The 20559-nt window shown below is 68.8% G+C and carries 21 protein-coding genes; 11 read left to right on the top strand and 10 right to left on the bottom strand.

The window, feature by feature from the left end; genetic code table 11:
* Positions 1 to 17 precede the first annotated feature (17 nt).
* Positions 18 to 602 carry a hypothetical protein gene (locus ACLQ2O_RS10700; RefSeq protein ID WP_425829850.1) on the bottom strand — a complete coding sequence of 195 codons (585 nt, stop codon included), beginning with the start codon at positions 600 to 602 and terminating at the stop codon, positions 18 to 20.
* A 713-nt stretch (positions 603 to 1315) separates the two neighbouring features.
* Between ACLQ2O_RS10700 and ACLQ2O_RS10695 the strand changes: the two genes are divergently transcribed.
* A complete protein-coding gene (locus tag ACLQ2O_RS10695) occupies positions 1316 to 1762 on the top strand; it encodes a MarR family winged helix-turn-helix transcriptional regulator (RefSeq protein WP_425829848.1) in 447 nt (148 codons plus the stop codon).
* On the top strand, positions 1759 to 2970 hold the full coding sequence (locus ACLQ2O_RS10690) for an epoxide hydrolase family protein (protein ID WP_425829846.1): 1212 nt from the start codon (positions 1759 to 1761) through the stop codon (positions 2968 to 2970). The genes ACLQ2O_RS10695 and ACLQ2O_RS10690 overlap by 4 nt, the downstream gene beginning before the upstream one ends.
* A 65-nt stretch (positions 2971 to 3035) precedes the next feature.
* Here ACLQ2O_RS10690 and ACLQ2O_RS10685 read toward each other — a convergent pair whose 3' ends face one another.
* The gene (locus ACLQ2O_RS10685) at positions 3036 to 3851 is read right to left on the bottom strand and encodes a dienelactone hydrolase family protein (RefSeq protein ID WP_425829844.1); all 816 of its coding nucleotides are present in this window, start codon (positions 3849 to 3851) and stop codon (positions 3036 to 3038) included.
* Between the two features lie 208 nt (positions 3852 to 4059).
* On the bottom strand, positions 4060 to 4401 hold the full coding sequence (locus ACLQ2O_RS10680; protein WP_425829842.1) for a YciI family protein: 342 nt from the start codon (positions 4399 to 4401) through the stop codon (positions 4060 to 4062).
* A gap of 154 nt (positions 4402 to 4555) precedes the next feature.
* Between ACLQ2O_RS10680 and ACLQ2O_RS10675 the strand changes: the two genes are divergently transcribed.
* Entirely contained in the window at positions 4556 to 7408 is a 2853-nt protein-coding gene (locus ACLQ2O_RS10675; RefSeq protein WP_425829840.1) for a S8 family serine peptidase, read from the top strand.
* Positions 7409 to 7628: 220 nt separating this feature from the next.
* On the opposite strand, the gene ACLQ2O_RS10670 is transcribed toward ACLQ2O_RS10675, so the two are convergent.
* The 3 genes from ACLQ2O_RS10670 to ACLQ2O_RS10660 form a co-directional block, all read right to left on the bottom strand.
* The gene (locus ACLQ2O_RS10670; RefSeq protein ID WP_425829838.1) at positions 7629 to 7898 is read right to left on the bottom strand and encodes a hypothetical protein; all 270 of its coding nucleotides are present in this window, start codon (positions 7896 to 7898) and stop codon (positions 7629 to 7631) included.
* Between the two features lie 221 nt (positions 7899 to 8119).
* Positions 8120 to 8455 carry a hypothetical protein gene (locus tag ACLQ2O_RS10665; RefSeq protein ID WP_425829837.1) on the bottom strand — a complete coding sequence of 112 codons (336 nt, stop codon included), beginning with the start codon at positions 8453 to 8455 and terminating at the stop codon, positions 8120 to 8122.
* A gap of 72 nt (positions 8456 to 8527) precedes the next feature.
* Positions 8528 to 9862, bottom strand: coding sequence for an amidohydrolase (locus ACLQ2O_RS10660; protein ID WP_425829835.1), 1335 nt, complete (start codon positions 9860 to 9862; stop codon positions 8528 to 8530).
* Positions 9863 to 10055: 193 nt separating this feature from the next.
* Here ACLQ2O_RS10660 and ACLQ2O_RS10655 point away from each other — a divergent pair, with 193 nt between their 5' ends.
* Entirely contained in the window at positions 10056 to 10700 is a 645-nt protein-coding gene (locus ACLQ2O_RS10655) for an alpha-ketoglutarate-dependent dioxygenase AlkB (protein ID WP_425829833.1), read from the top strand.
* A 201-nt stretch (positions 10701 to 10901) separates the two neighbouring features.
* On the opposite strand, the gene ACLQ2O_RS10650 is transcribed toward ACLQ2O_RS10655, so the two are convergent.
* A complete protein-coding gene (locus ACLQ2O_RS10650; protein ID WP_425829831.1) occupies positions 10902 to 11498 on the bottom strand; it encodes a hypothetical protein in 597 nt (198 codons plus the stop codon).
* Between the two features lie 120 nt (positions 11499 to 11618).
* Here ACLQ2O_RS10650 and ACLQ2O_RS10645 point away from each other — a divergent pair, with 120 nt between their 5' ends.
* From ACLQ2O_RS10645 to ACLQ2O_RS10635, 3 genes are all read left to right on the top strand, one after another.
* A complete protein-coding gene (locus tag ACLQ2O_RS10645; RefSeq protein WP_425829829.1) occupies positions 11619 to 12845 on the top strand; it encodes an MFS transporter in 1227 nt (408 codons plus the stop codon).
* Positions 12845 to 13483, top strand: coding sequence for a pyridoxamine 5'-phosphate oxidase family protein (locus ACLQ2O_RS10640; RefSeq protein WP_425829827.1), 639 nt, complete (start codon positions 12845 to 12847; stop codon positions 13481 to 13483). The genes ACLQ2O_RS10645 and ACLQ2O_RS10640 overlap by 1 nt, the downstream gene beginning before the upstream one ends.
* Positions 13484 to 13561: 78 nt before the next feature.
* Entirely contained in the window at positions 13562 to 14698 is a 1137-nt protein-coding gene (locus tag ACLQ2O_RS10635) for a sensor histidine kinase (protein ID WP_425829825.1), read from the top strand.
* 57 nt (positions 14699 to 14755) lie between these two features.
* Here ACLQ2O_RS10635 and ACLQ2O_RS10630 read toward each other — a convergent pair whose 3' ends face one another.
* Positions 14756 to 15967, bottom strand: a complete 1212-nt coding sequence (locus tag ACLQ2O_RS10630) for an alpha-hydroxy acid oxidase (protein ID WP_425829823.1) — start codon at positions 15965 to 15967, stop codon at positions 14756 to 14758.
* A gap of 81 nt (positions 15968 to 16048) precedes the next feature.
* On the opposite strand from ACLQ2O_RS10630, the gene ACLQ2O_RS10625 reads away from it, so the two are divergent.
* A complete protein-coding gene (locus ACLQ2O_RS10625) occupies positions 16049 to 16762 on the top strand; it encodes a FadR/GntR family transcriptional regulator (RefSeq protein ID WP_425829821.1) in 714 nt (237 codons plus the stop codon).
* Here the strand turns inward: ACLQ2O_RS10625 and ACLQ2O_RS10620 are convergent.
* Both ACLQ2O_RS10620 and ACLQ2O_RS10615 read right to left on the bottom strand, forming a co-directional pair.
* Complete coding sequence (locus tag ACLQ2O_RS10620; RefSeq protein ID WP_425829819.1) at positions 16752 to 17303, bottom strand: class I SAM-dependent methyltransferase; 552 nt, start codon at positions 17301 to 17303, stop codon at positions 16752 to 16754. The two genes, ACLQ2O_RS10625 and ACLQ2O_RS10620, sit on opposite strands and share 11 nt — an antisense overlap.
* A 13-nt stretch (positions 17304 to 17316) precedes the next feature.
* Positions 17317 to 17766 carry a DUF6069 family protein gene (locus ACLQ2O_RS10615; protein WP_425829817.1) on the bottom strand — a complete coding sequence of 150 codons (450 nt, stop codon included), beginning with the start codon at positions 17764 to 17766 and terminating at the stop codon, positions 17317 to 17319.
* Positions 17767 to 17926: 160 nt separating this feature from the next.
* Here ACLQ2O_RS10615 and ACLQ2O_RS10610 point away from each other — a divergent pair, with 160 nt between their 5' ends.
* From ACLQ2O_RS10610 to ACLQ2O_RS10600, 3 genes are read left to right on the top strand one after another with little or no spacing between them, the layout of a single operon-like run.
* A complete protein-coding gene (locus ACLQ2O_RS10610; RefSeq protein ID WP_425829815.1) occupies positions 17927 to 19102 on the top strand; it encodes a sensor histidine kinase in 1176 nt (391 codons plus the stop codon).
* 17 nt (positions 19103 to 19119) lie between these two features.
* Positions 19120 to 19779, top strand: coding sequence for a response regulator (locus ACLQ2O_RS10605; protein WP_425829813.1), 660 nt, complete (start codon positions 19120 to 19122; stop codon positions 19777 to 19779).
* Positions 19780 to 19804: 25 nt separating this feature from the next.
* Entirely contained in the window at positions 19805 to 20470 is a 666-nt protein-coding gene (locus ACLQ2O_RS10600; protein WP_425829811.1) for a response regulator, read from the top strand.
* Positions 20471 to 20559: the final 89 nt, after the last annotated feature.

Below are 20559 nucleotides of genomic sequence, written 5' to 3'. Positions count from 1 at the left end.
GCGTTGGTAGTGCCGGCTCAGAGGAGCTCGAGGCTGTCCGTCGCCAGCGTGATGACGGCGCCGTCGAGGTGCAGACGGCAGGCGATGGCGTGGCCGGCGCAGGTGAACAGCGCCGGGCCGGCGACGTCGACGACCTTGTAGGCAACGGGTTGCGCGCACTGCTCGGCCGGGCCCTGCTGCTCGTGGTGGCAGCCGAGCACGTGACAGGTCGCGACCTCGCCGACGTTCATCAGCGTGAGGCCGTGGTCGGGACACACGCCCCACGTCACGCCGCAGACCTGGCCTTCGCTCGCTGCCAGGCGGACCAGGCTGCCGGCTGTTGACTGCAGCTCGCTGGCCACCGCGCGGAACGTCTCGACGGCGTTGTCGAGATCCCGCCGGAGCTGACGGGACGCGACTGATTCGGGCATGCCCTGGGTCGCGGCGAGGAGATCTTCGGAGAGCGCTTTCGCCGCGAGAGCGATCTCGTCCACGCGGACCGGCGTACCGAATCCTGCCTGGCGAGGGGCCACCGTCATCGGGCGGGCGTTCGCGGCTTGCTGCTGCCAGCCGCCCGCGCCTGGCTCACCCGGGCCCACGGGGGCCTTCTCAACCGTGCTCACTGCGGTGGTCTCACCTGTTCTCGCTGGGGCGGGCTTTGCTTTGGTGGGCTCGTCCGTCGTTGACGGCTCAGCCGGGGTGCGTTCGGCGGTCGGCTGGCCGGTGGTGGTCGTGGCGGCGCCTGGTGCTGGTCCGTTGGGGCCGCCTGGGCCGTTGGGTCCGCTTGGTCCGCCTGGGCCGTTGGGGCCGCCTGGGCCGTTGGGTCCGCTTGCTCCGTTGGGTCCGCCGAAGCCGTACGCCGGGGCACCGGCGCCGTTCGGACGGGCTTGCACGACCTGCGCGCCCCAGCCGGGTTCTTCCCGGTGGCCGGCGTCCGCCGTACCGTTCGACCAGCGCGACCGCTCGGTGTCGCCGCGGTTCGCTCGCTTGGCTCTCGCCATTCCGCCGCCCCCTGATGACGTGACTCCCCGGTGGCCGATGGTGCCATGCCCGCAGGGGGTGCGACCAGAGCAAATCACCGAGCGTCACACAGGGCTGAACAAGCCTTGCGCAGAGCAACGACCCCAGTCGGTGCGACCCGCCGGCACCGCGTTGGCGCGACAGACACCTCGTCCAGGTGAAGAGATGCCCGCGGCGCTCAGGAGGCAATCGCGACAGGGGAATTCCCAACGTGGGCTTAACACTTGCCGTCAGCACGTGTCGGTAACTACACGCAGCGAAACCGTTGGTTGATTTAACCCCTTGGAGTTACATCGAAAATTGATATGGTTCTGCCGTGCCGGAACCGACGCCCGATCTCGACGACCTGACCACCGCGATCGAGGACTTCACCACGATCTTCATCCGGCTGCCCTCGGTCCGCCGGTTCAACTTCTCCACGCTGTCCGTCCTGCACACGCTCGCGCGCCAGGGGCCGCTGCGGCTGACCGACCTGACCGCCACCGAGCAGCTCAAGCAGCCGGCCCTCACCAGCCTGGTCGCGAAGCTCGAACGCGACGGCCTGATCGCCCGTGCCCGGGACCCGCGGGACGGACGGGCGGTGCTGCTCTCGCTCACCGACGCCGGGCAGGCAATCGTCGCCTCCCGCCGCGTCAGCCGTGTCGAACGCCTGGCCGAGCTGGTGGACCAGCTGAACGACGAAGACCGCGCTCTCCTGAGCGACTCCGCGCGGGTGCTGAAACGCCTGACCGAGATCGCCGCCGATCCTGTGAGGAATCCATGACCCTGGAACCGACCCCGATCCATGTCACCGACGAGGTGCTCGACGATCTCCGCGCCCGGCTGCGGGCCACGAAATGGCCGCTCGACGAGGGCAACGAGGACGGCCGGTACGGCGTACGGCGTACTGACCTGCAAGAGCTGGTCGCGTACTGGGCCGATTCGTTCGACTGGAGAGCGGCAGAGAGCGCGATCAACAGCTACGAGAACTACCGGGTCGACGTCGGCGGCGTACCGGTGCACTTCCTGCGCAAGGCGGGCGTCGGGCCGCGGCCGGTGCCGCTGATCCTGAGCCACGGCTGGCCGTGGACGTTCTGGCACTGGTCGAAGGTGATCGACCGGCTGGCCGACCCGGCGGCGTACGGAGGTGATCCGGCGGACGCCTTCGACGTGATCGTGCCGTCGCTGCCCGGCTTCGGGTTCTCGACGCCGCTGCAGCAGCCGGACATGAACTTCTGGAAGATCGCCGACGTGTGGCACACGCTGATGACCGACGTACTGGGCTACGAGCGGTACGCGGCCGCGGGGAACGACGTGGGCGCGTTGGTCACCGGGCAGCTCGGGCACAAGTACGCCGACGAGCTGTACGGGATCCACATCGGGTCGGCGTTGAAGCTGACGTTCTTCGAGGGCGAGCGCGCGTGGGACATCACCGGCGGGCGGGCGATCCCCGACGGCGTATCGCTGGAGATCCGGGAGCGGATTCTCTCGGTGGAACGACAGTTCGCGGTGCACCTGTCCGCGCACATGCTCGCGCCGTCGACGCTCGCCTTCGGACTGGCCGACTCCCCCGCCGGCCTGCTCGCGTGGCTGTTGGAGCGCTGGGACAAGTGGTCCGACGACAACGGCGACGTGGAGAACGTGTTCACGAAGGACGAACTGCTCACCCACGCGACGATCTTCTGGGCCGGCAACGCGATCGAGACGTCGATCCGGACGTACGCCAACAACAACCGCTACCCGTGGAAGCCCTCCCACGACCGCTGGCCGGTCGTCGAGGCGCCGACTGGGATCACGTTCGTGAACTACGAGAACCCACCCGGCGTTCATTCCGCTGCAGAGCGCGTCGCGAATTTCCTGAATGGTGATCGGGCAGCTTGGTACAACCACACCAACGTCACGTGCCATCCACGGGGCGGGCACTTCATCCCGTGGGAGATCCCGGTCGAGTGGACCGACGACGTACGCCGGACGTTCCGGGATCTTCGCTGAATGAAGTTGCCTGAGGCACCGACCGACGCCGGATGACGGCGTCGGTCGGTGCCTGGCGTACACCGTCAGGCTGTTGGGGTGAGGTGCTCGCGGAGGAACTCGACCGTGCGGGTGCGGGCTGCGAGCGCCGGGTGGCCTGGGGTCTCGCGGACCTCGGCGGTGAGGACCTGGTGGGCGGAGGACTTGAAGCCGCCCGCGTTGCCGGGGCCCGAGTCGAGCTCGATGACCTCGAAGGCGTCGCCGAGGTGTTCGCGCAGGGTGGCGAAGCGTTCGGCCGGTACGGCGCGGTCCTTGGTGAAGCGCAGGCCGAGTACGCACAGGCCGTCCGTGCGGGTGCGTTCGGCGACGCGTTCCAGCTCCTGGCGCGAGACCCCAGGATCGCGCCGGCGAGCGGGGCTGATCGGTCCCGGGGTCGCCGGCTGGCTCATCACGGGCGCCCGGACGACGTCGTCCACCGCCGTCGCCAGCGCGAACCCGCCGGTGAAGCACATCCCGATCACGCCGACGCCACGTCCCGGCGTACGGGCTGCCAGATCCGCGGCGAGCGCCCGCAGGTACCGCGTGATCGGCCGCTCGGCGTCGACCGCGAACGCCCGGAACTCCTTCGTCACACACAACCGCGCGAACACCCGCATCGTGTACCCGGACGAGGCCTCCCGCCCCGGCGTACCGAACGGCGACGGTACGACGACAGTGAACCCCTCCGCGACCAGATGCTGCGCCAGCCCGAGCACTTCCGGACTGATCCCGGGAACCTCCGGAACCAGTACGACGCCCGGCCCGGCACCCTTCTCGTAGCAGTCATAGGTCAGCCCACCCCCGGTGAACGGCGCCTTCCGCCACCCGGACAGATCAGACCTCGGTGCAGAACCATCAGCCATCGTGCGCACTCCTCAGCAGGTGGACTCCCACCCTAGAACCGCACGCCCACTTCAACCTGTACGCCGCCCCGAGACTGCCGCACACGCTCCAGCTCGGCGATCATGTGTGGCCCGCGCGGTGGCCCGCCCGCCGGTCGCGTCCGCTCCCCCGCCCGGCCACTCCGGCCCTCGCACCCGACCGGCCGTGCGTTCGTCGTACTGGCTCGGCCTAGTCCGTCATCGCCTTGACCGCGCGGATCTCGACCGTGCCGATCTCCGCGACCGGGTGCTTGGAGGCGATCTCGATCGCCTCGTCGAGGTCGCGGCAGTCGATCAGGTCGTAGCCGCCCATCTGCTCCTTGGCCTCCGCGTACGGCCCGTCGGTGGTCACCACCCGGCCCTGCCGCCGACTCACCCCGGTCCCCTCGCGCGCCGGCCGCAGAGCATCCCCGTGCAGCCGTACGCCGCGCGCAGTCATCTCCGCCACCCACGCCTCGGTCGCGGCAACCATCTCCGCCGGCACCGGCCCGTCGAACTCGATGTCCGGCCGGATCAACAACATGTACTTCATCGCCAACCTCTTCCCAGGACCAGCCCCCGCTGGGCGTCCCACGGTAACGTCGGGACAACATTGCATCTATTGACATCCCGGCGCCCCCGAAACTGTCTCCCTGCTCTGACATACTCCGCCCAGAATGTCACTCTGAGACCCTTGGGGGGGTCCTGTGTTACCCATCCGCCCGTCCCACCTCCTGAAACTGGGCCTACCGGCCGCGCTGATCGCGTCCGGGCTGGTCGTGCTCAGTTCGTCGAGCGTCACCGCGGCCCAGCCGGCCACGTTCAAGCGCCTGCCCGCACCCACGCTGCCCGCGAAGGGCACCGCACCGGAGACCTTCGACCCGCACACCGTGATGGTGAAGTTCTCCGCCAAGGCGAGCGCGTCCGCCCGGAGCAAGGTGCTTGCCAAGCACAACAGTCGCCAGGCCGCCTCGCTGTCGACCGGTGACTTCGTCACCGTGTCCAGCACCGCCCCGGCCGCCGACCTGCTGAAGAAGCTGAAGGCCGAGCCGAGCGTGGAGGCCGCGTCGCTGGACTACACCCGGCACGCCGACGCTACGCCGAACGACGAGTACTACCGGTCGGACCAGGGCTACCTGTCGACGGTCCGGATGCCGCAAGCATGGGACCTGAGCAAGTCCGCAGGCGCGCAGACGGTCGCCGTACTGGACTCCGGCGTCGACGCGGGGCACCCCGAGCTCTCGGGACGGGTTCTGAGCGGCTACAACGCCTACACCAAGAACGCCGCCACCGACGACGACAACGGGCACGGCACCTTCGTCTCCGGCATCATCGCCGGCAACACCAACAACGCCCGCGGTATGGCCGGAGTCGCCTGGAACGCGCGGATCCTACCGGTGAAGGTCCTCCAGGCCAACGGCTCCGGGAGCGACTCGGCGATCGTTGCCGGAATCAACTGGGCTGCCTCGCACGGCGCCCGGGTGATCAACATGTCCCTCGGCGGTCCGAGCTACAACGCCGTGATGCACAACGCGATCAAGGCGGCCATTGCCAAGGGCATCGTCGTGGTTGTCTCCGCGGGCAACGAGTACACCAACGTGGCGCACTACCCGGGCTCGCTTCCGGAGGTGCTCTCGGTCAGCGCCACCGACTCGAACGGTGTCCTGACCACCTTCAGCTCCTGGGGCGACAACGTGGACATCGCCGCTCCGGGCTGGTCGATCCTGTCCACCCTGCCGCGTCGTCTCGCGAAGCCCAACGAGCTTCCCTACGGCGTTGGCGACGGTACGTCGTTCTCCGCGCCGATCGTCGCGGGTGTCGCGGCGATGCTGCGGAACAAGTACCCCAGCTGGACGCCGGCCCAGATCGAGGCGCAGCTCAAGAACACTGCCCGCGATGCAGGCCCACGCGGCCGGGACCCGTACTACGGCGCCGGCATCCTCGACGCCGCGAACGCGCTCGGCGCGACCTGGGCGCCTGAGTTCTGGGCCGCCGGTCCTGATGGCAACGACGTCCCGGTTCGTGCAACCGCGATGGCCCACGCATCCATCGCCGGTGCCATCGGCACGGAGGGCGAAGAGGACTGGTACTCCGCGGAGTCGCCGGCCGCTCGTAACGTCGTCATCACCTTGGATGCCCCGGAGTACGAGAAGGAGGTCAACCGCGCGCAGAGGGTCGACCCGGTGCTCAGCGTCTACGACGCGCAACTTCGGCTGATCGGGTTCGCGGACGCCGGCACGGGAGACGAGAAGGCGAACGTCACCCTCCCCGCCGGCCGCTCCTACTTCAAGGTGAACAACTACAACGGTGTCCGTGACAGCCGTCAGTACACCCTGTCCGTTGCCAACACGGGGCCGGGCAGCTCGGGGATCGGCGACCGTTACTGGGTCCGCGACACCAGCCCGGCCGACCTGGCCGGTGGTATCGCGCAGACTGCCTCCCCCACGTTCACCTTCGAGCGTGAGCTCGACCCCGCGAGCGTGAACACGACGACGGTCCGCTTGCTGCACGGCAAGACCGGCGCCGTCGTGCCGAGCACACCGACCTACGACCCGGCGACCAAGCGGATCACGATCGACCCGACCGCGACGCTGCAGGACAACACGCCGTACCGGGCGGTCATCGGCGCGGTGAAGGACACCGGCGGCGCGACCATGCCGGGCTCGTACTTCGTCTTCTTCCGGACCGTCGACGTCGCGCCGGCGCCGATCACCAACTTCACCGTGACCGGGCAGTACGCCGCGGCGGGGATGAAGTGGACGCTGCCGGGGATCACCGACCTCGACCAGGTCGTCGTACGGCGTAACGTCGGGACTGTCGCTCCGGGGGCTCCGAACACTGGCACCCCGGCGTACATGGGTCCGGCCGCGAGCGCCACGGCGACCGGGCTCGCGAACGCGACGAGCTACGCGTTCCGCGCCTGGGTCAAGGACCGCAGTGGTAAGTGGAGCTCGTCGGTCGCGGCCAACCTGACCGGGACGTACACGACGATGACCGCGAACGCGACCGCACTCGACTTCGGCGGCAAGGTCACGCTGAGCGGCAGCGTCGTCCGGGTCGACACCAAGGCGCCGCTGGCCGGCGTACTGGTCTCGCTGTACGGCCGGAACAAGAACAGCTCGACCTGGCGCGAGATCACCCGCGTCACGACGAGCGCCACCGGCACGTACTCGGTCACCTACCAGCCGACGTACTCGACGATCTTTGCCTGGGGCTACAACGGCTCGCCGGAGCTCCTGGGCTCCCGCACCGGCAACTGGACAACGGACATCCGCCCGACCCTCACCGCGAGCCTGTCGGCAACGTCCATCAAGCTGGGCGCCGCCACCACGTTCTACGGCTACGTCCGCCCCCAGCACGCCGGTTCCACGGTCTACCTCCAGCGCTCGACGGGCGCCACGTGGACGACCATCACCAGCACCAAGCTCAACGCCACGGGCAACTACGGCTTCTCCATCAAGCCCACCGCCCGAGCCAGCTACACCTACCGAGTCGTCTTCCAGTCCGACGGCGACCACGCCACGGGCGTCAGCCCCGCCAAGAGCTTCACGGTCAGCTGACCTCGACCGAACTCCACAACGCGCCCCGCCCGACCTCTTCGGGCAGGGCGCGTTGTCCGTGCGTGGCCGGAGTGCGCGCGTGAACCAGCCGGGTGCTTGAGGACTCCCTCGATGGTGCAGTCGCCTCGAACAGGCGACGACACGGAGCTTGGGTTGGTTGCGTGACCAGCGAGCTGGTCGGGCGGTTGCTGGTCGACTCGCAGCTCTTGCTAGGAGGCCATCACCTGGTGACGTCGGGATCTGCTTCGATCGCGTCTTCCAGTTGCTGATGGAAGTCTTCGAACCCAGTGCTGCCTGTTCGCTTGGCTTCCGCGGTCATCACCAGACCTTTCGCGTCACCCAAAGACACGTCGAATGCTCTATGGATCAGGTAGATCGTCTCGATCATCGAACACCCCTGCTGACGCAGGCTCCCGGAAACGATCGGGAGGTCCTGCGCGGCACCTTCCGCGAGCTTCACCGCGAGGCGGTCCATCTTCACCCGGTCCATTACGCGTCCCGCCAGGCTGGAGCCAAGTGTTTGGCTATCAAGAGCCCGTCCCACTCTGCAGCGCGATCTCTGGTGGATGTCGGTTCGCCGTACTCATAGGACCGCTGCCGCACCCGGCGGTCGAGCGTGAGCGGGAGGTCGAGAACGGGCATGGCACCTTCAACGAGATTCGGTCCGAGGCTGATGTTGTGAGGTAAGCGCAAGTTAGGTTGCTGCTTGTGTCACCAGGTTCGCAGGAATTTGAAGCCCTGGGGGTCGTTGGCTTTTACGTAGGCCGTCGCCTGGATGGATCTGTCGTTCGGTGAGCGCTGCGGGAACTTGATCAGCTCAGGGACTTGGCCGCCGAGGAGGTCGTTGGCTGCGGAGAACTGGTGGGATGGATCTTGGTCGATCAGTTCTGCCGCTCGGTACAGGACGGCGAGGGCGGGGAGCGCGTCGCGGGGGTCTGTGGTGAGGTCCAGGGCGATCGCGGTGGCTACATGGCCGGCTTGGATTTCGCGGGGGTCTTGGTGGCGAACCGCGATGGAGGCGGCTCGTACTGCGAAGGCGGCCAGCACGCCAGCGGCACCTGCTGGCATCGACCTTTTGAGGAGGTCGAAGGAGACGTCCACGGCGGTGCTCAGGAGGAGTCATGGGGCGTAGCGCTGGACTGCGCCAGGCTTCGTCAGATCTACGAGGGTGTGGGCTACTCCGTTGGCTTGGGTGAGGATTTCGGTGAGGTCTGCGGTGGTCAACGTGCGGTCGTGGACGACTACCTCGCCGTCTACTACTACGTGGACTACGTCGGTGGGGCGGATTGAGTAGACGAGGGCTGCTAAAGGGTTGTGGAGGGGTTGGTTGTGGGGGGACGAGAGATCTACGAGGGTGATGTCGGCCTGGCGGCCTGGGGTGAGGGTGCCGGTGTTTTGGTGGGAGGCTTGGGCGCCGTTTCGGGTGGCTAGGCGGAGGGTTTGGGAAAGGGACATCCACTCGGCGTCTTGTTCTTGGTGCTTTTGGGTCAGGGCTGTTAGGCGGAGGGACTCCCAGAGGTCGAGGGTGTTGTGGACTGCGGCGCCGTCAGTGCCTATGGCTACGGGGACGTTGGCTGACTGGAGTTGTTTGATGGGGGTGGTGGGGCCCATGGCCAGTTTCAGGTAGACCTTGGGGCAGGTGGCGATGGTGGTGCGGTCGGCGTACTCGGCGAGGAGGGGTAGGTCCTCGTTGACGAGGCCGCAGGCGTGGGCTATCAGGGCGCCGGACTCGAGGATGCCGGTGCGGTGGAGGATTTGGATGGGGGTTGCGCCGTGCTGGGACTGGGACGAGGTGGTTTGGTCTTGGGTCTCGGCGGCGTGGAGGTGGATTCGGAAGTTCTCGGACTGGGCTACTTCCGCGGTGCGGCGGAGGTCTTCTTCGGAGACTGTGTAGGGGGCGTGCGGGCCTAGGCTCGCGGTGACGCGGTTGTTGCCTAGGGCACGGATTTGGCGGGCTGCTTCGAAGGCGGCTTCGCGGGACTCGGGGCCGGTGGAGGTGAAGAAGGTGGGGGCCAGGTTGGCTCGGATGCCTAGTTCGATTGCTACCTGGGCGATCTGCTCGGCGTGGAAGTAGTGGTCTACGAAGGTGGTGACCCCGGCTAGGAGCATTTCGGCGCAGGCGAGGCGGGCGCCGACTCTGACTCGCTCGGGGGTGAGGTTCATTTCCATGGGCCAGATCTTCTGGTTGAACCAGTTGTCGATGGAGAGGTCCTCGGCGGCGCCTCGCATCATGACCATGGGGCTGTGGGTGTGCGCGTTGATGAGACCGGGGACCGCTAGCAGGCCGGTGGCGTCGAGGGTTTCGAGGTCATCGGCTGGGGCCTGCGGGACGGTGGGGGTAATCGACGCGATCTTGCCGTCGGTGATCAGGATGTCCTGGGACTCGTCGACGCGGCACTCCCCCGTCTCGGGGACTACCAGGACCGAGCAGTTCTGGATCAGCAAGGTGGGCATGGGGGCTCCGGTGCGGTCCTTGGTCTTGGTCGTGGTCGTCGTGGTGGTGCCGGCAGTCTTTCGCAGGTGAGGGCCAGGGTGGGAAGTGCACCATTCGCCTCATCAGCACCACTGGTTTCAGGTGGGCGTTGGCGTCGGTGAGAGGGCCGGCGGTCAGGGGAACGTATGTTCGAATCTCGGGTACAGTGGCGGTATGGGTGCTGACCTTCAAGCGTCCTTGCTGGATGCGTTCGCTGATCCGGAGCTCGGGTCGCTGGACGCGGTGCAGCGGACGGAGCTGAGCCACGGGGCATGGATCGATGTGCTGCCGGGGTGGTTGTCGGGTGCCGACCAGGTGTATGAGCGGCTGGCGGTGGACGTGCCGTGGCGGGACGAGCGGCGACAGATGTACGACCGGGTGGTCGAGGTGCCGCGGTTGCTCTGCTTCTACGGGGAGAGCGACACGCTGCCGCTGCCGATTCTGGACGAGGCCCGGGATCTGCTGAGCGAGCACTACGCCGAGGAACTGGGTGAGCCGTTCCGGACGGCGGGGTTGTGCTACTACCGGGACGGGCGGGACAGCGTGGCCTGGCACGGGGACAAGCTGGGGCGTGGGGAACGCGAGGACACGATGGTCGCGATCCTGTCGGTGGGTGAGCCACGGGTGTTGGCGTTGCGGCCGCGGCCTGGGTCGGTGAGTGGGCCTGTCGGGTCGACGATCCGGTATCCGTTGGGGCACGGGGATTTGATCGTGATGGGTGGGTCCTGTCAGCGGACTTGGGAGCATGCGATTCCGAAGGCTTCCGGGCGAATCGGGCCGCGGATCAGCGTGCAGTTCCGGCCGCGTGGGGTGCGGTGAGGACGACGGGCGTGCGGGGTTAAATTCGGGTGGCATGGGGTGCTCCTGGGGTCGAGGCTGGCTGAGGTGGTGGGGATGCGGCCGCTGGGGTTGGTGGGGGCTTAGGTCGCTTCGGCCGGAAAGAGAGAGGGAGGCGTGCGGGGGTGCCGGGGGTGCGGAGGGCTTGGGGTGGTGGGAGCGGGCGGTTTGTGGGGGTCGGGGTCAGGCTGCGGTGGGGAGGTCTGTGGTGGCGGTGGTGAGGTCGGCGGGGAAGACGGTGTCGCGGGACGCCAGGTAGAAGCCGAGGAGGCGGACGCCTAAGGAGCGGCAGACGCGGACTGCTGCGTCGGCCCATTCGCGGTCGGACTTGGTGGTGGTCCCTGGGCCTCTGCGGCCCAAGGCGAGGATGAGGGCGCCGCCGGGGTAGACCTGGAGTGGGCGGATTACGGGGCGGAGTGCGGCTGAGCGGCTGATCGTGCGGGTGGGAGGGCCGGTACGAGAGGCTCCGGTTGGAGTGGGCTGGCGGGTGCTGGTCAGGGTGGTCTGGTGGGGGGCGGGCGGAGGGGTTTCGGTTGGAGGGGTGGTCAGGGTGGTGCGGCGGGGGCGGCCGGTGGGGGTGGTTGTTGGGTCGGGGGCCAGGTCGCAGAGGTCTACTACGAGGGCGCCTTTGAAGTGGTTCTTTTCATCGCAGATGACGAGGGTCAGGGCGCCGCGGCTGCGGTCGCCGGCGGTGCAGTAGAGGTCGATGACGTTGCGGGTGAGGGCGGGGTCGGTGAGGGCGTGGTGGCGCCAGTCCGGGGGGAGGTCTTTGAAGGTCATGCCTAGAAGATGCCGTGGGAACGGGGGGCTTCCGGGGTTTTCCACAGGGGAATATTGGCCCATTGATTGGTGATGAGAATGGACCAAAGTATTGGGCCGCTGGAGATCTAGGGTCGGAGTATGACGACCTCGAAGCGGCTTGCTACGGCGCAGCTGGCGAACTCGGTGGGCGATGGCGCGTTCATCGTCACCTCGGCGTTGTTCTTCACCCGGGTGGTGGGGTTGTCGACCGCTCAGGTCGGGCTGGGGCTGACGATCGCCTGGCTGGTGGGGTTCCTGACCGGTGTTCCGCTGGGGCATCTTGCCGACCGGCGAGGGCCGCGCGGCGTCGCGATTCTGCTGGCGTTGTCGACGGCGCTCTCGGTGGGGTCGTTCCTCTTCGTCCGCAGCTTTCCGCTCTTCCTGGTCGCCGCGATCGCTTACGCGAGCAGTCAGACGGGACTGACAGCTGCGCGACAGGCGTTGCTGGCAGGCCTGGTCTCGCCTGCGGAGCGAACGAGGATCCGCGCCACGCTGCAGGCCACGGCGAACGGTGGGCTCGCGGTCGGGGCCACGCTCGGCGGTGTGGCGCTGAAGTTCGACACCGCCGAGGCGTACCTGACGGTGTTCGCGATCGATGCGGTGAGCTTCCTGGTGGCGGCAGCGTTGATTCGGAAGGTGCCGGCTGTTGAGGCAGTGACCGAGCGAGAGGTTGGGGCGCCGCGGCTTGCCGTGCTGCGCGACCGTCCGTACGCCGTACTGGCGCTGCTGAACGCGGTGATGCTGATGTTCATGCCGCTGCTCAGTCTGGTGGCACCGTTGTGGATCGTCGAGCGCACCAACGCTCCCGGCTGGGTCGTCGCTTCGTTGCTGGTGATCAACACGCTCGGCGTCACCGCGTTCCAGGTCCGGATCGCGCGCAGCGTGACGAACCTGAAGACGGCAACGCGGTCGGTACGGATCGCCGGGGTCGCGATGCTTGCTGCGTGCGCGGTGTTCGCGCTCTCCGCCGTCGGCGCTCCCCCGGCCGCGACGGCCGTCGTACTGGCCGCGGCGGCCGCGCTCCTGACCTTCGGCGAGATGAAGCTCGCCTCCGGCGCGTGGGAGATCAGCTTCGGTCTTGCGCCCGCTGAGCAGCAGGGGCAGTACCAGGGCTTCTTCGGAACCGGCCCCGCGATCGCTCGGATGCTGGGGCCGGTACTGCTGACGACGCTGGTACTCGGGTGGGGTCCGATCGGGTGGATGGTCGTCGGTGCGCTGTTCCTGGGGACCAGTTGTGCAACTGGTCCCGCCGTACGATGGGCCGTACGGACTCGGCCCGCCGGCAAGGCGGTCCAGCCTTCTTCGGTAGAGGAGTACGCCGCCTGATGGACATCCCCGGACTGGTCGAGATTACTACTTACGAAGAGCTGCGCGAGGTGGTCCCGGAGCCGCTGTCCCACGCCGCGGACAAGGTGCGCAAGCAGCTGCACGACCTCGACAAGGAGTGGCTCGCCGCGTCGCCGTTCTGCCTGATCGCGACCTCCGCGGCCGACGGCAGCTGCGACGTCTCGCCCAAGGGCGACCCGGCCGGCTTCACCGTGGTCCTCGACGACAGCACGATCGCCATCCCCGAGCGGGCCGGCAACCGCCGGATCGACGGCTTCCTCAACATCGTCAGCAACCCGAACGTCGGCCTGATCTTCCTGATCCCGGGCCGCGGCGAGACGCTGCGGATCAACGGCCGGGCCCGGATCGTGCGGGAGGCGCCGTTCTTCGACCAGATGGTGGTCAAGGGCAACCGGCCGCAGCTGGCCCTGCTGGTGGAGATCGAGGAGATCTTCCACCACTGCTCGAAGGCGTTCCTGCGCTCCAAGGTCTGGAAGCCGGAGTCCTGGGAGCCGGGCGCCGTGCCGAGCCGGGCGCAGATCGCCAAGGTGCTGGACCGGCCGGACGACGACCTGGCCGAGCTCGAGCAGTACTACGGGCCGAAGTACGAGGCGGGTATCTACACCGTCAAGTACTGACGTACTCCGGGTGAAGCAGCTGGGAGTACTCCGTGGCGACGACGACAGCGGGTCGTCACGGCCTCTACTGTTCTGAGGGTGAGCACCACGACGTTCTGGCCCCAGGTGAGACGGATCGCGCTGCCGGCGGTCGTCTCGGTCGTGGCCGTGGTCGGGTCCATGGGCTCGAGCAACAACCAGCCGGACCGGCGTCACGCCGACTGGCTGCTGGTCGTGCTCGTCCTGATCGGGTCGGTCTCGCTCTACTGGCTGAAGACCCACCCCGTACCGGTTCTGTGGGCCACTGCCGCCTCGACGTTGGTCTACATGCTGCGCGAGTACGGGTACGGCCCGGTGATCTTCGCCTTCGTGATCGCTGTGTTCGCGGCGATCCGGGCCGGGCATCGAAGTGCCGGCTGGACAGCGATCGCCGCGCTCTACACCGGACACGTCCTCGGCCGGTTCGTGCTCGGGATCAATGATCAGAACGTCTACCAGATCCTCCTGGTCGGCACGTGCTTCCTGGTGCTCGGCTTCGCTGCCGAGCTGTTCCGTGCGCATCGAGATCGCGTCGCGGCGGCCAACAAGACCAGGCAGGAGGCTGAGCTCCGGCGGGCCGGTGAGGAGAGGCTGCGGATCGCGCAGGAGCTGCACGATGTTGTCGCTCACCACATCTCGCTGATCAACGTGCAGGCCTCGACGGCCTTGCACCTGGTCGATCGGAAGCCCGAGCAGGCCGGGCCTGCGTTGTCGGCGATCAAGGACGCGAGCAAGGAGGCGCTGGTCGAGCTGCGGTCGATCGTCGGCATTCTGCGGCAGACCGACGAGTCGGCGCCGCGGCAGCCGGTGGCGGGGCTGGAGCGGCTCGAGCACCTGATCACCGGTACGTCGCGCGCTGGGCTGGAGGTGCACACGATCGTGCACGGGGACCCGCGGCCGTTGCCGACCGGGCTGGACCGCGCGGCGTTCCGGATCATCCAGGAGTCGCTGACGAACATCGTGCGGCACGCGAAGGCGACCGCGGCGACCGTGCGGATCCAGTACGGCGAGGAGTCGCTGGTGCTGCAGGTGGACGACGACGGCGAGTCGCTCGCCGCGGCGCCGCGGGAGGGCAACGGGATCATCGGGATGCGGGAGCGGGCGACGGCGCTGGGTGGGACGTTGACTGCCAGTCGTACGCCGACCGGTGGGCTGCGGGTTGTCGCGCAGCTGCCGATGGAGCCGCACTCGGCCTGACACGGCAGCGCCCGCCGCCGACCAAGGGGGTCAACAGCGGGCGCGCGTCGTACAGGGTCAGGGCAGGCGGACGTGTGATGGGTTCAGTTCCTCAACGCTCCGCGCGCCGAGCAGGGCCATCGTCCGCTTGACCTCTGTGGTCAGGATCTGCGCTGCGCGCTCCACACCCCGCTGACCGCCGGCCATCAGGCCGTACAGGTAGGCGCGGCCGACCAGGCAGGCGTCGGCGCCCAGGGCGAGTGCGGCGACGATGTCGGCGCCGCTCATGATGCCGGTGTCGAGGTAGACCTCGGCGTCCGTACCCACGGCCTTGCGGACGTCCGGCAGGATACGCAGCGGCGTGGGAGCCCGGTCCAGCTGGCGGCCACCGTGGTTCGACAGTACGACGGCGTCGGCGCCCGCATCGACCACCCGGCGTGCGTCATCGACGGTCTGGATGCCCTTGATGATCAGCGGGCCGTCCCAGATCGAGCGAATCCAGGCGAGGTCGTCCAGCGTCATGGTCGGGTCGAACAGCTGGTCCAGCAGCTCGGCGACCGTGCCGTCCCAGCTGGACAGGGAGGCGAACGTCAGCGGCCGGGTGGTGAGCAGGTTGACCCACCAGGCCGGGTGCATGGACGCGTCGAGCACCGTCTTGGCCGTGAGCGACGGCGGGATGGTGAAGCCGTTGCGGACGTCCCGCAGGCGAGCACCGGCGACCGGTACGTCGACGGTCAGCATCAGCGCCTCGTACCCGGCGGCGGCCGAGCGCTTGACCAGGTCCTCCCCCGCTTCGCGGTCGCGCCACACGTACAGCTGGAACCACTTGCGCGCGTCCGGACCGGCGGCGGCGACGTCCTCGATCGAGGTGGTGCCCATGGTGGACAGCGCGTACGGGATGCCGAGGTCCTCGGCGACCTTGACGACCGCGCTCTCGCCCTCGTGGTTCATCATCCGGGTGAAGCCGGTCGGCGCGAACGCGAACGGCAGCTCGGAGCGCCGGCCGAGGATGTCGGTGCTCAGGTCGATGTCGGAGACGTTGCGCAGGATCGACGGCTGCAGCTCCATCTCGGCGAACAACTGCCGGGCCCGCTGCAGGCTGATCTCCGACTCGGCCGCGCCGTCGGTGTAGTCGAACACCGAGCGCGGCGTCCGGCGCTTGGCGATCCGGCGCAGGTCGGCGATCGTCAGGGCCTTCTCGAGCCTGCGCTCGGTCGGGTTCGCGGTGATCGGCTTGGCACGCAGCAGGGGCTTCAGCTCGGACCAGCGGGGGATCTGGCGGTCGGTCATCGGAACCTTCCTCAGGTGGTACGTCGCTGTGGTCGGACCACAGCATACCTGTGGTCCGACCACACAGCTACACTCGCCGCTGTGAAGAACTACGAGCTGGTGCTGCAGCAGGTCGAGGCCGACCTCGCGGCGGGGCGGTTGCGGCTGGGCGGACGGCTGCCCGGAGAGCGCGCGCTGGCCGAGCAACTGGGGATCAGCCGGCCGTCGGTGCGGGAGGCGGTGCGGGTGCTGGAGGCGCTCGGCGTCGTACGGACAGCGACGGGGTCCGGGCCGGAGGCGGGCGCGGTGATCGTCGCGGAGCCGTCGGCGCCGTTGACGGCGTTGCTGCGGTTGCACCTGGCGACCAGTCATCTGCCGATGGGCGACATCGTGCAGACCCGGGTGCTGCTGGAGTCCTGGTCGGCGCGGGAGGCTGCTGATCAGCTGGCCGGTGGGGAGCGCCTCGAGAAGTTGGAGATCGCCGAAGAGTTGCTACGGCGGATGGATGCCGGCGGCTTGTCGCCGGAGGAGTTTCACTTGCTGGATGCGGAGTTCCACGTGGCCTTGGCGGGGCTGGCGGGGAACGTGTTGATCGCTGCGGTGATGGGGTCGTTGCGGTCGGCGATTCACGGGTACGTGCTGGCCGCCGTACCGAACCTGCCGGACTGGGATGCGACCGTGGTCGGGTTGCGGGCCGAGCATCACGGGATCGTGGGGGCGATTCGGGACGGGCGGGGTGAGGACGCGGCGCGGTTGGTGACCGAGCACATCGAGGGGTTCTACCGGTCCGCCCGGTTGTCCTCCCCTACCTGGTAGCGGCGCCGGCGATGAACGGGATCGGGATCAGGCCGGGCATCGTGTAGTGGTCCAGCTCGGTCGTCGTGAAGCCGGCCTCTGTGATGGCCGTGGCGATGTCACGGGCGGGGTTGCAGCCGCGGTCGAAGCGTCGGGTGAACGGCGCCGCGATCCGTTGCAGGCGGTACGTCCAGCTGCCGCGCGGTGCGGCGACGTGCTCGACGAAGACGAAGCGGCCGCCGGGGCGGAGCACGCGACGCAGCTCGGCGAGCGCGGCCGAGAGGTCGCCGACGGAGCACAGTACGACGGTCGACAGCACGCCGTCGACGCTTGCCTCAGGCAACGGGATCTGCTCGGCGCCGGCGGCCAGGACGCGACGTCCGGCCGCCGTACGGGTGAGCTGAGCACGGGCGCGGCGGTTCGGCTCGAGGCCGATCCACTCGACATCGTCGGGCAGGGCGGCGAAGTTGGCGCCGCTGCCCGCGCCGATCTCGAGGACGGTTCCGGACAGCGAACGGATCAGCTCCCGCTTCGCCGTCTGGTAGCCGCTCCAGTTCCTCATCTCGGTCGTCATGCTAGTTGCAGCGCTCGTAGACGGACAGGGCCGTGCGGTGCAGACCGACGATGGCCACGGCGCCGACGATCAGGTGCAGGGACGCCAGGCCCAGCTTGGCGCCGATGCCGATCCCGCCGACGAGCGGGCTGCTGAGCGACAGGACGCAGGCCGACGCCGCCACGATCGTCCAGACCTTCCGGGCGTTGATCGTCCGGCGTTCGAGCACCGCGAGCAGGAGCCAACCGGCGAAGGCCATCACGGTCGCCGCGACGAAGACCGAGACGCCGTTGACGTGGTAGACGGTCGTGCCCTGCTCGGCCTTCAGGTCGACGCCGGCGAGCGGGCCGAACACCGCCCAGGTGACGAGGGCGGCGGCCGAGGTCGCGCCGACGACCGCCAGGCGGCTCTTGCCGGGAACCCGGGTGACCGGCTTGTTCGTGGTGACGGGCTTGTTCGTGGTGACGGTCATGGTGGTGCCTTCCGGTTCAGCGGGTCGATGTGGGAACAGCCTCGCCGGAGGACGCCTTCTCCGGCATCGGCCGGGCGGCTGCGCCCGCACGCCCGGAAGTCGGTCCGGCATCGACTTTGGTCGGTGGTCGTGGGAACCGGGCCGGACCTAGGGTCAGCTCATGACTGAGACGTGCTCCACCGATCCCGCCGGTGGTCGGCGAGGTGCGACCCGCTCGCGACGGCTGCTCGGTGACGTTCTCGGAGTCGGTTCCGTCGCGCTGCTGACCACGACCACCCTCATCGGGCGCCAGACCGGCCGGGAGGGGACCGAGTGGCTGCTCTTCGACGTCGTCGTCGGCATCGTTGCCGTCGGCCTCATTCTTCCGCTCGGTCCGCGACCCGTGCAGTCGGCGCTGGTGCTGGCCGCGCTCGCCGTGCTCTCCCCCGCCGCGACGCCGGCGTCGACGGTCGGGACCCTGACCGTGGCGCAGCGCCGGCCGATCAAGGTCGCCGCGCTGGTCGCCCTCGCCGGGACGACCGCGCACCTGCTCCAGTGGCTCTGGCGGCCGATCGACGGACTGAACCTGTTCTGGTACGTCGTCGTCGACGTCGCCGTGCACGCCGCTCTGCTTGCGTGGGGTCAGTGGGGGCAGGCGCGGAGCGCGTTGCTCAGCTCCCTGCGAGAACGCGCTCTCCGGGCGGAGAACGAGCAGGGGCGCCGCGTGGCCGAGGCGCGCACGCTGGAGCGGACGAAGATGGCGCGCGAGATGCACGACGTACTGGCTCATCGGCTGTCGCTGCTGGCGACGTACGCGGGGGCGCTGGAGTACCGGCCGGACTCGTCGCCGGAGAAGCTCGCGCAGGCTGCGGGGGTGATCCGGACCGGGGTGCACCAGGCGCTGGAGGAGCTGCGCGAGGTGATCAGCGTGCTGCGGGACGACGTCGACGAGCTGCCGGGCGGACGGCCGCAGCCGACGTTCGGGGATCTGGACGCGCTGGTCCAGGAGTCGAGGGACGCGGGGAGCGCGATCTCGTACGACGCCGAGGTGAGCGCCGCGGAGAAGTTGCCGCCGGCCACCGGGCGGACGGCGTACCGGGTGGTGCAGGAGGGGCTGACCAACGCGCGCAAGCACGCGGCCGGGCGGCCCGTGACGGTGGTCGTGCGGGGGCGGCCGGGTGACGGGCTGGTGATCGAGCTGACGAATCCCGGCGGGAACGGCGTACCGGCTGCGCCTGGGAGTGGGACCGGGCTGGTGGGGTTGACCGAGCGGGTGCATCTTGCGGGCGGGACGCTGGATCACGGGAAGGCGGCGGGTGAGTTCCGGCTGCATGCTGCGCTGCCTTGGCCGGAGTAGTGACTACGGTGACGTCTATGGGTGAGAGTGCTGCGATTCGGGTGCTGGTGGTGGACGACGACGCGCTCGTCCGGGCCAGCTTGGAGATGATGCTCGACGGGGCGAACGGGATCGCCGTGGTCGCGCAGGCGGCGGACGGGGACGAGGTGCCGGCGGCGATCGACGCGCACTTCCCCGATCTGGTGCTGATGGACCTACGGATGCCGCGGGTCGACGGGATCGTCGCGACGCGGCGGCTGCGGGCACGGAAAAACCCGCCGGAGGTGATCGTGCTGACGACCTTCGACACCGACGAGAACGTGCTGCACGCGCTGCGGGCGGGGGCGAGCGGGTTCCTGCTGAAGGACACACCGCCGGCGCAGATCGTCGACGCCGTACGGCGGGTTGCCGCCGGGGACCCGATTCTGTCGCCGGCGATCACACGGCGGTTGATGGACCGGGCGGCGACGCAGGCGGACGCCCACACGGAGGCACAGGGAGCGCTCTCGCGGCTGAGTCCGCGGGAGTACGACGTGATGCTGGCGGTCGCGCAGGGCAAGGCGAACGCGGAGATCGCGTCGGAGCTGTACATGAGCCTGGCGACGGTGAAGGCGCACATCTCGCACATCCTGACGAAGCTGGAGCTGGGGAACCGGACACAGATTGCTTTGTTGGCTCATGACGCGGGCCTCGCCTGACCGGTGGATGGCTTAGCGTGGGCGCATGATTCGGGTGTTGCTGGCGGACGACCAGGCGTTGGTGCGGGCGGGGTTCCGGTCGTTGCTGGACGCCGAGGACGACATCGACGTGATCGGTGAGGTCGCGGACGGGGCCCAGGCGGTGGCGGTCGCGCGGGCGGAGAAGCCGGACGTCGTGCTGATGGACATCCGGATGCCGGGGACCGACGGGCTCGAGGCGACGCGGCAGATCGGGGCGGATGAAGCGCTCTCCGGTGTGCACGTGGTGATCCTGACGACGTTCGACCTGGACGAGTACGTGTTCGAGGCGTTGCGGGTCGGGGCCAGTGGGTTCCTGGTGAAGGACACCGAGCCGGTCGAGCTGCTGCAGGCCGTACGAGTCGTCGCGCGCGGGGACGCGTTGCTGTCGCCGGGGGTGACGCGGCGGCTGGTAGCCGAGTTCGCGACGCGGAGCCGGCAGCCGCATGCGAGCAAGGAGCTCGACGTGCTGACCGAGCGGGAGAAGGAGATCGTCGCGCTGGTCGGCGAGGGGTTGTCGAACGACGAGATCGCGGCCCGGTTGGTGCTGAGCCCGGCGACGGCCAAGACGCACGTCAGCCGGGCGATGGTGAAGCTGGGTGTGCGGGACCGGGCGCAACTGGTGGTGCTCGCCTACCAGACCGGGCTCGTACGACCGGGCTGGCTGGGCTGAGCACGGTAGGCAGAGCACTACTACTCCCCCGGCGGTAGTCAGGATGCCTCCTCGGGGGCGACGCGGGGACCAGTGGTCCGGCGGCACTC

The organism is Kribbella sp. DT2 (assembly GCF_049844575.1).
Taxonomy (GTDB): domain Bacteria; phylum Actinomycetota; class Actinomycetes; order Propionibacteriales; family Kribbellaceae; genus Kribbella.
The sequence above is the reverse complement of the archived record's forward strand: the minus strand, read 5'-3'. Positions and strand labels throughout refer to the sequence as shown.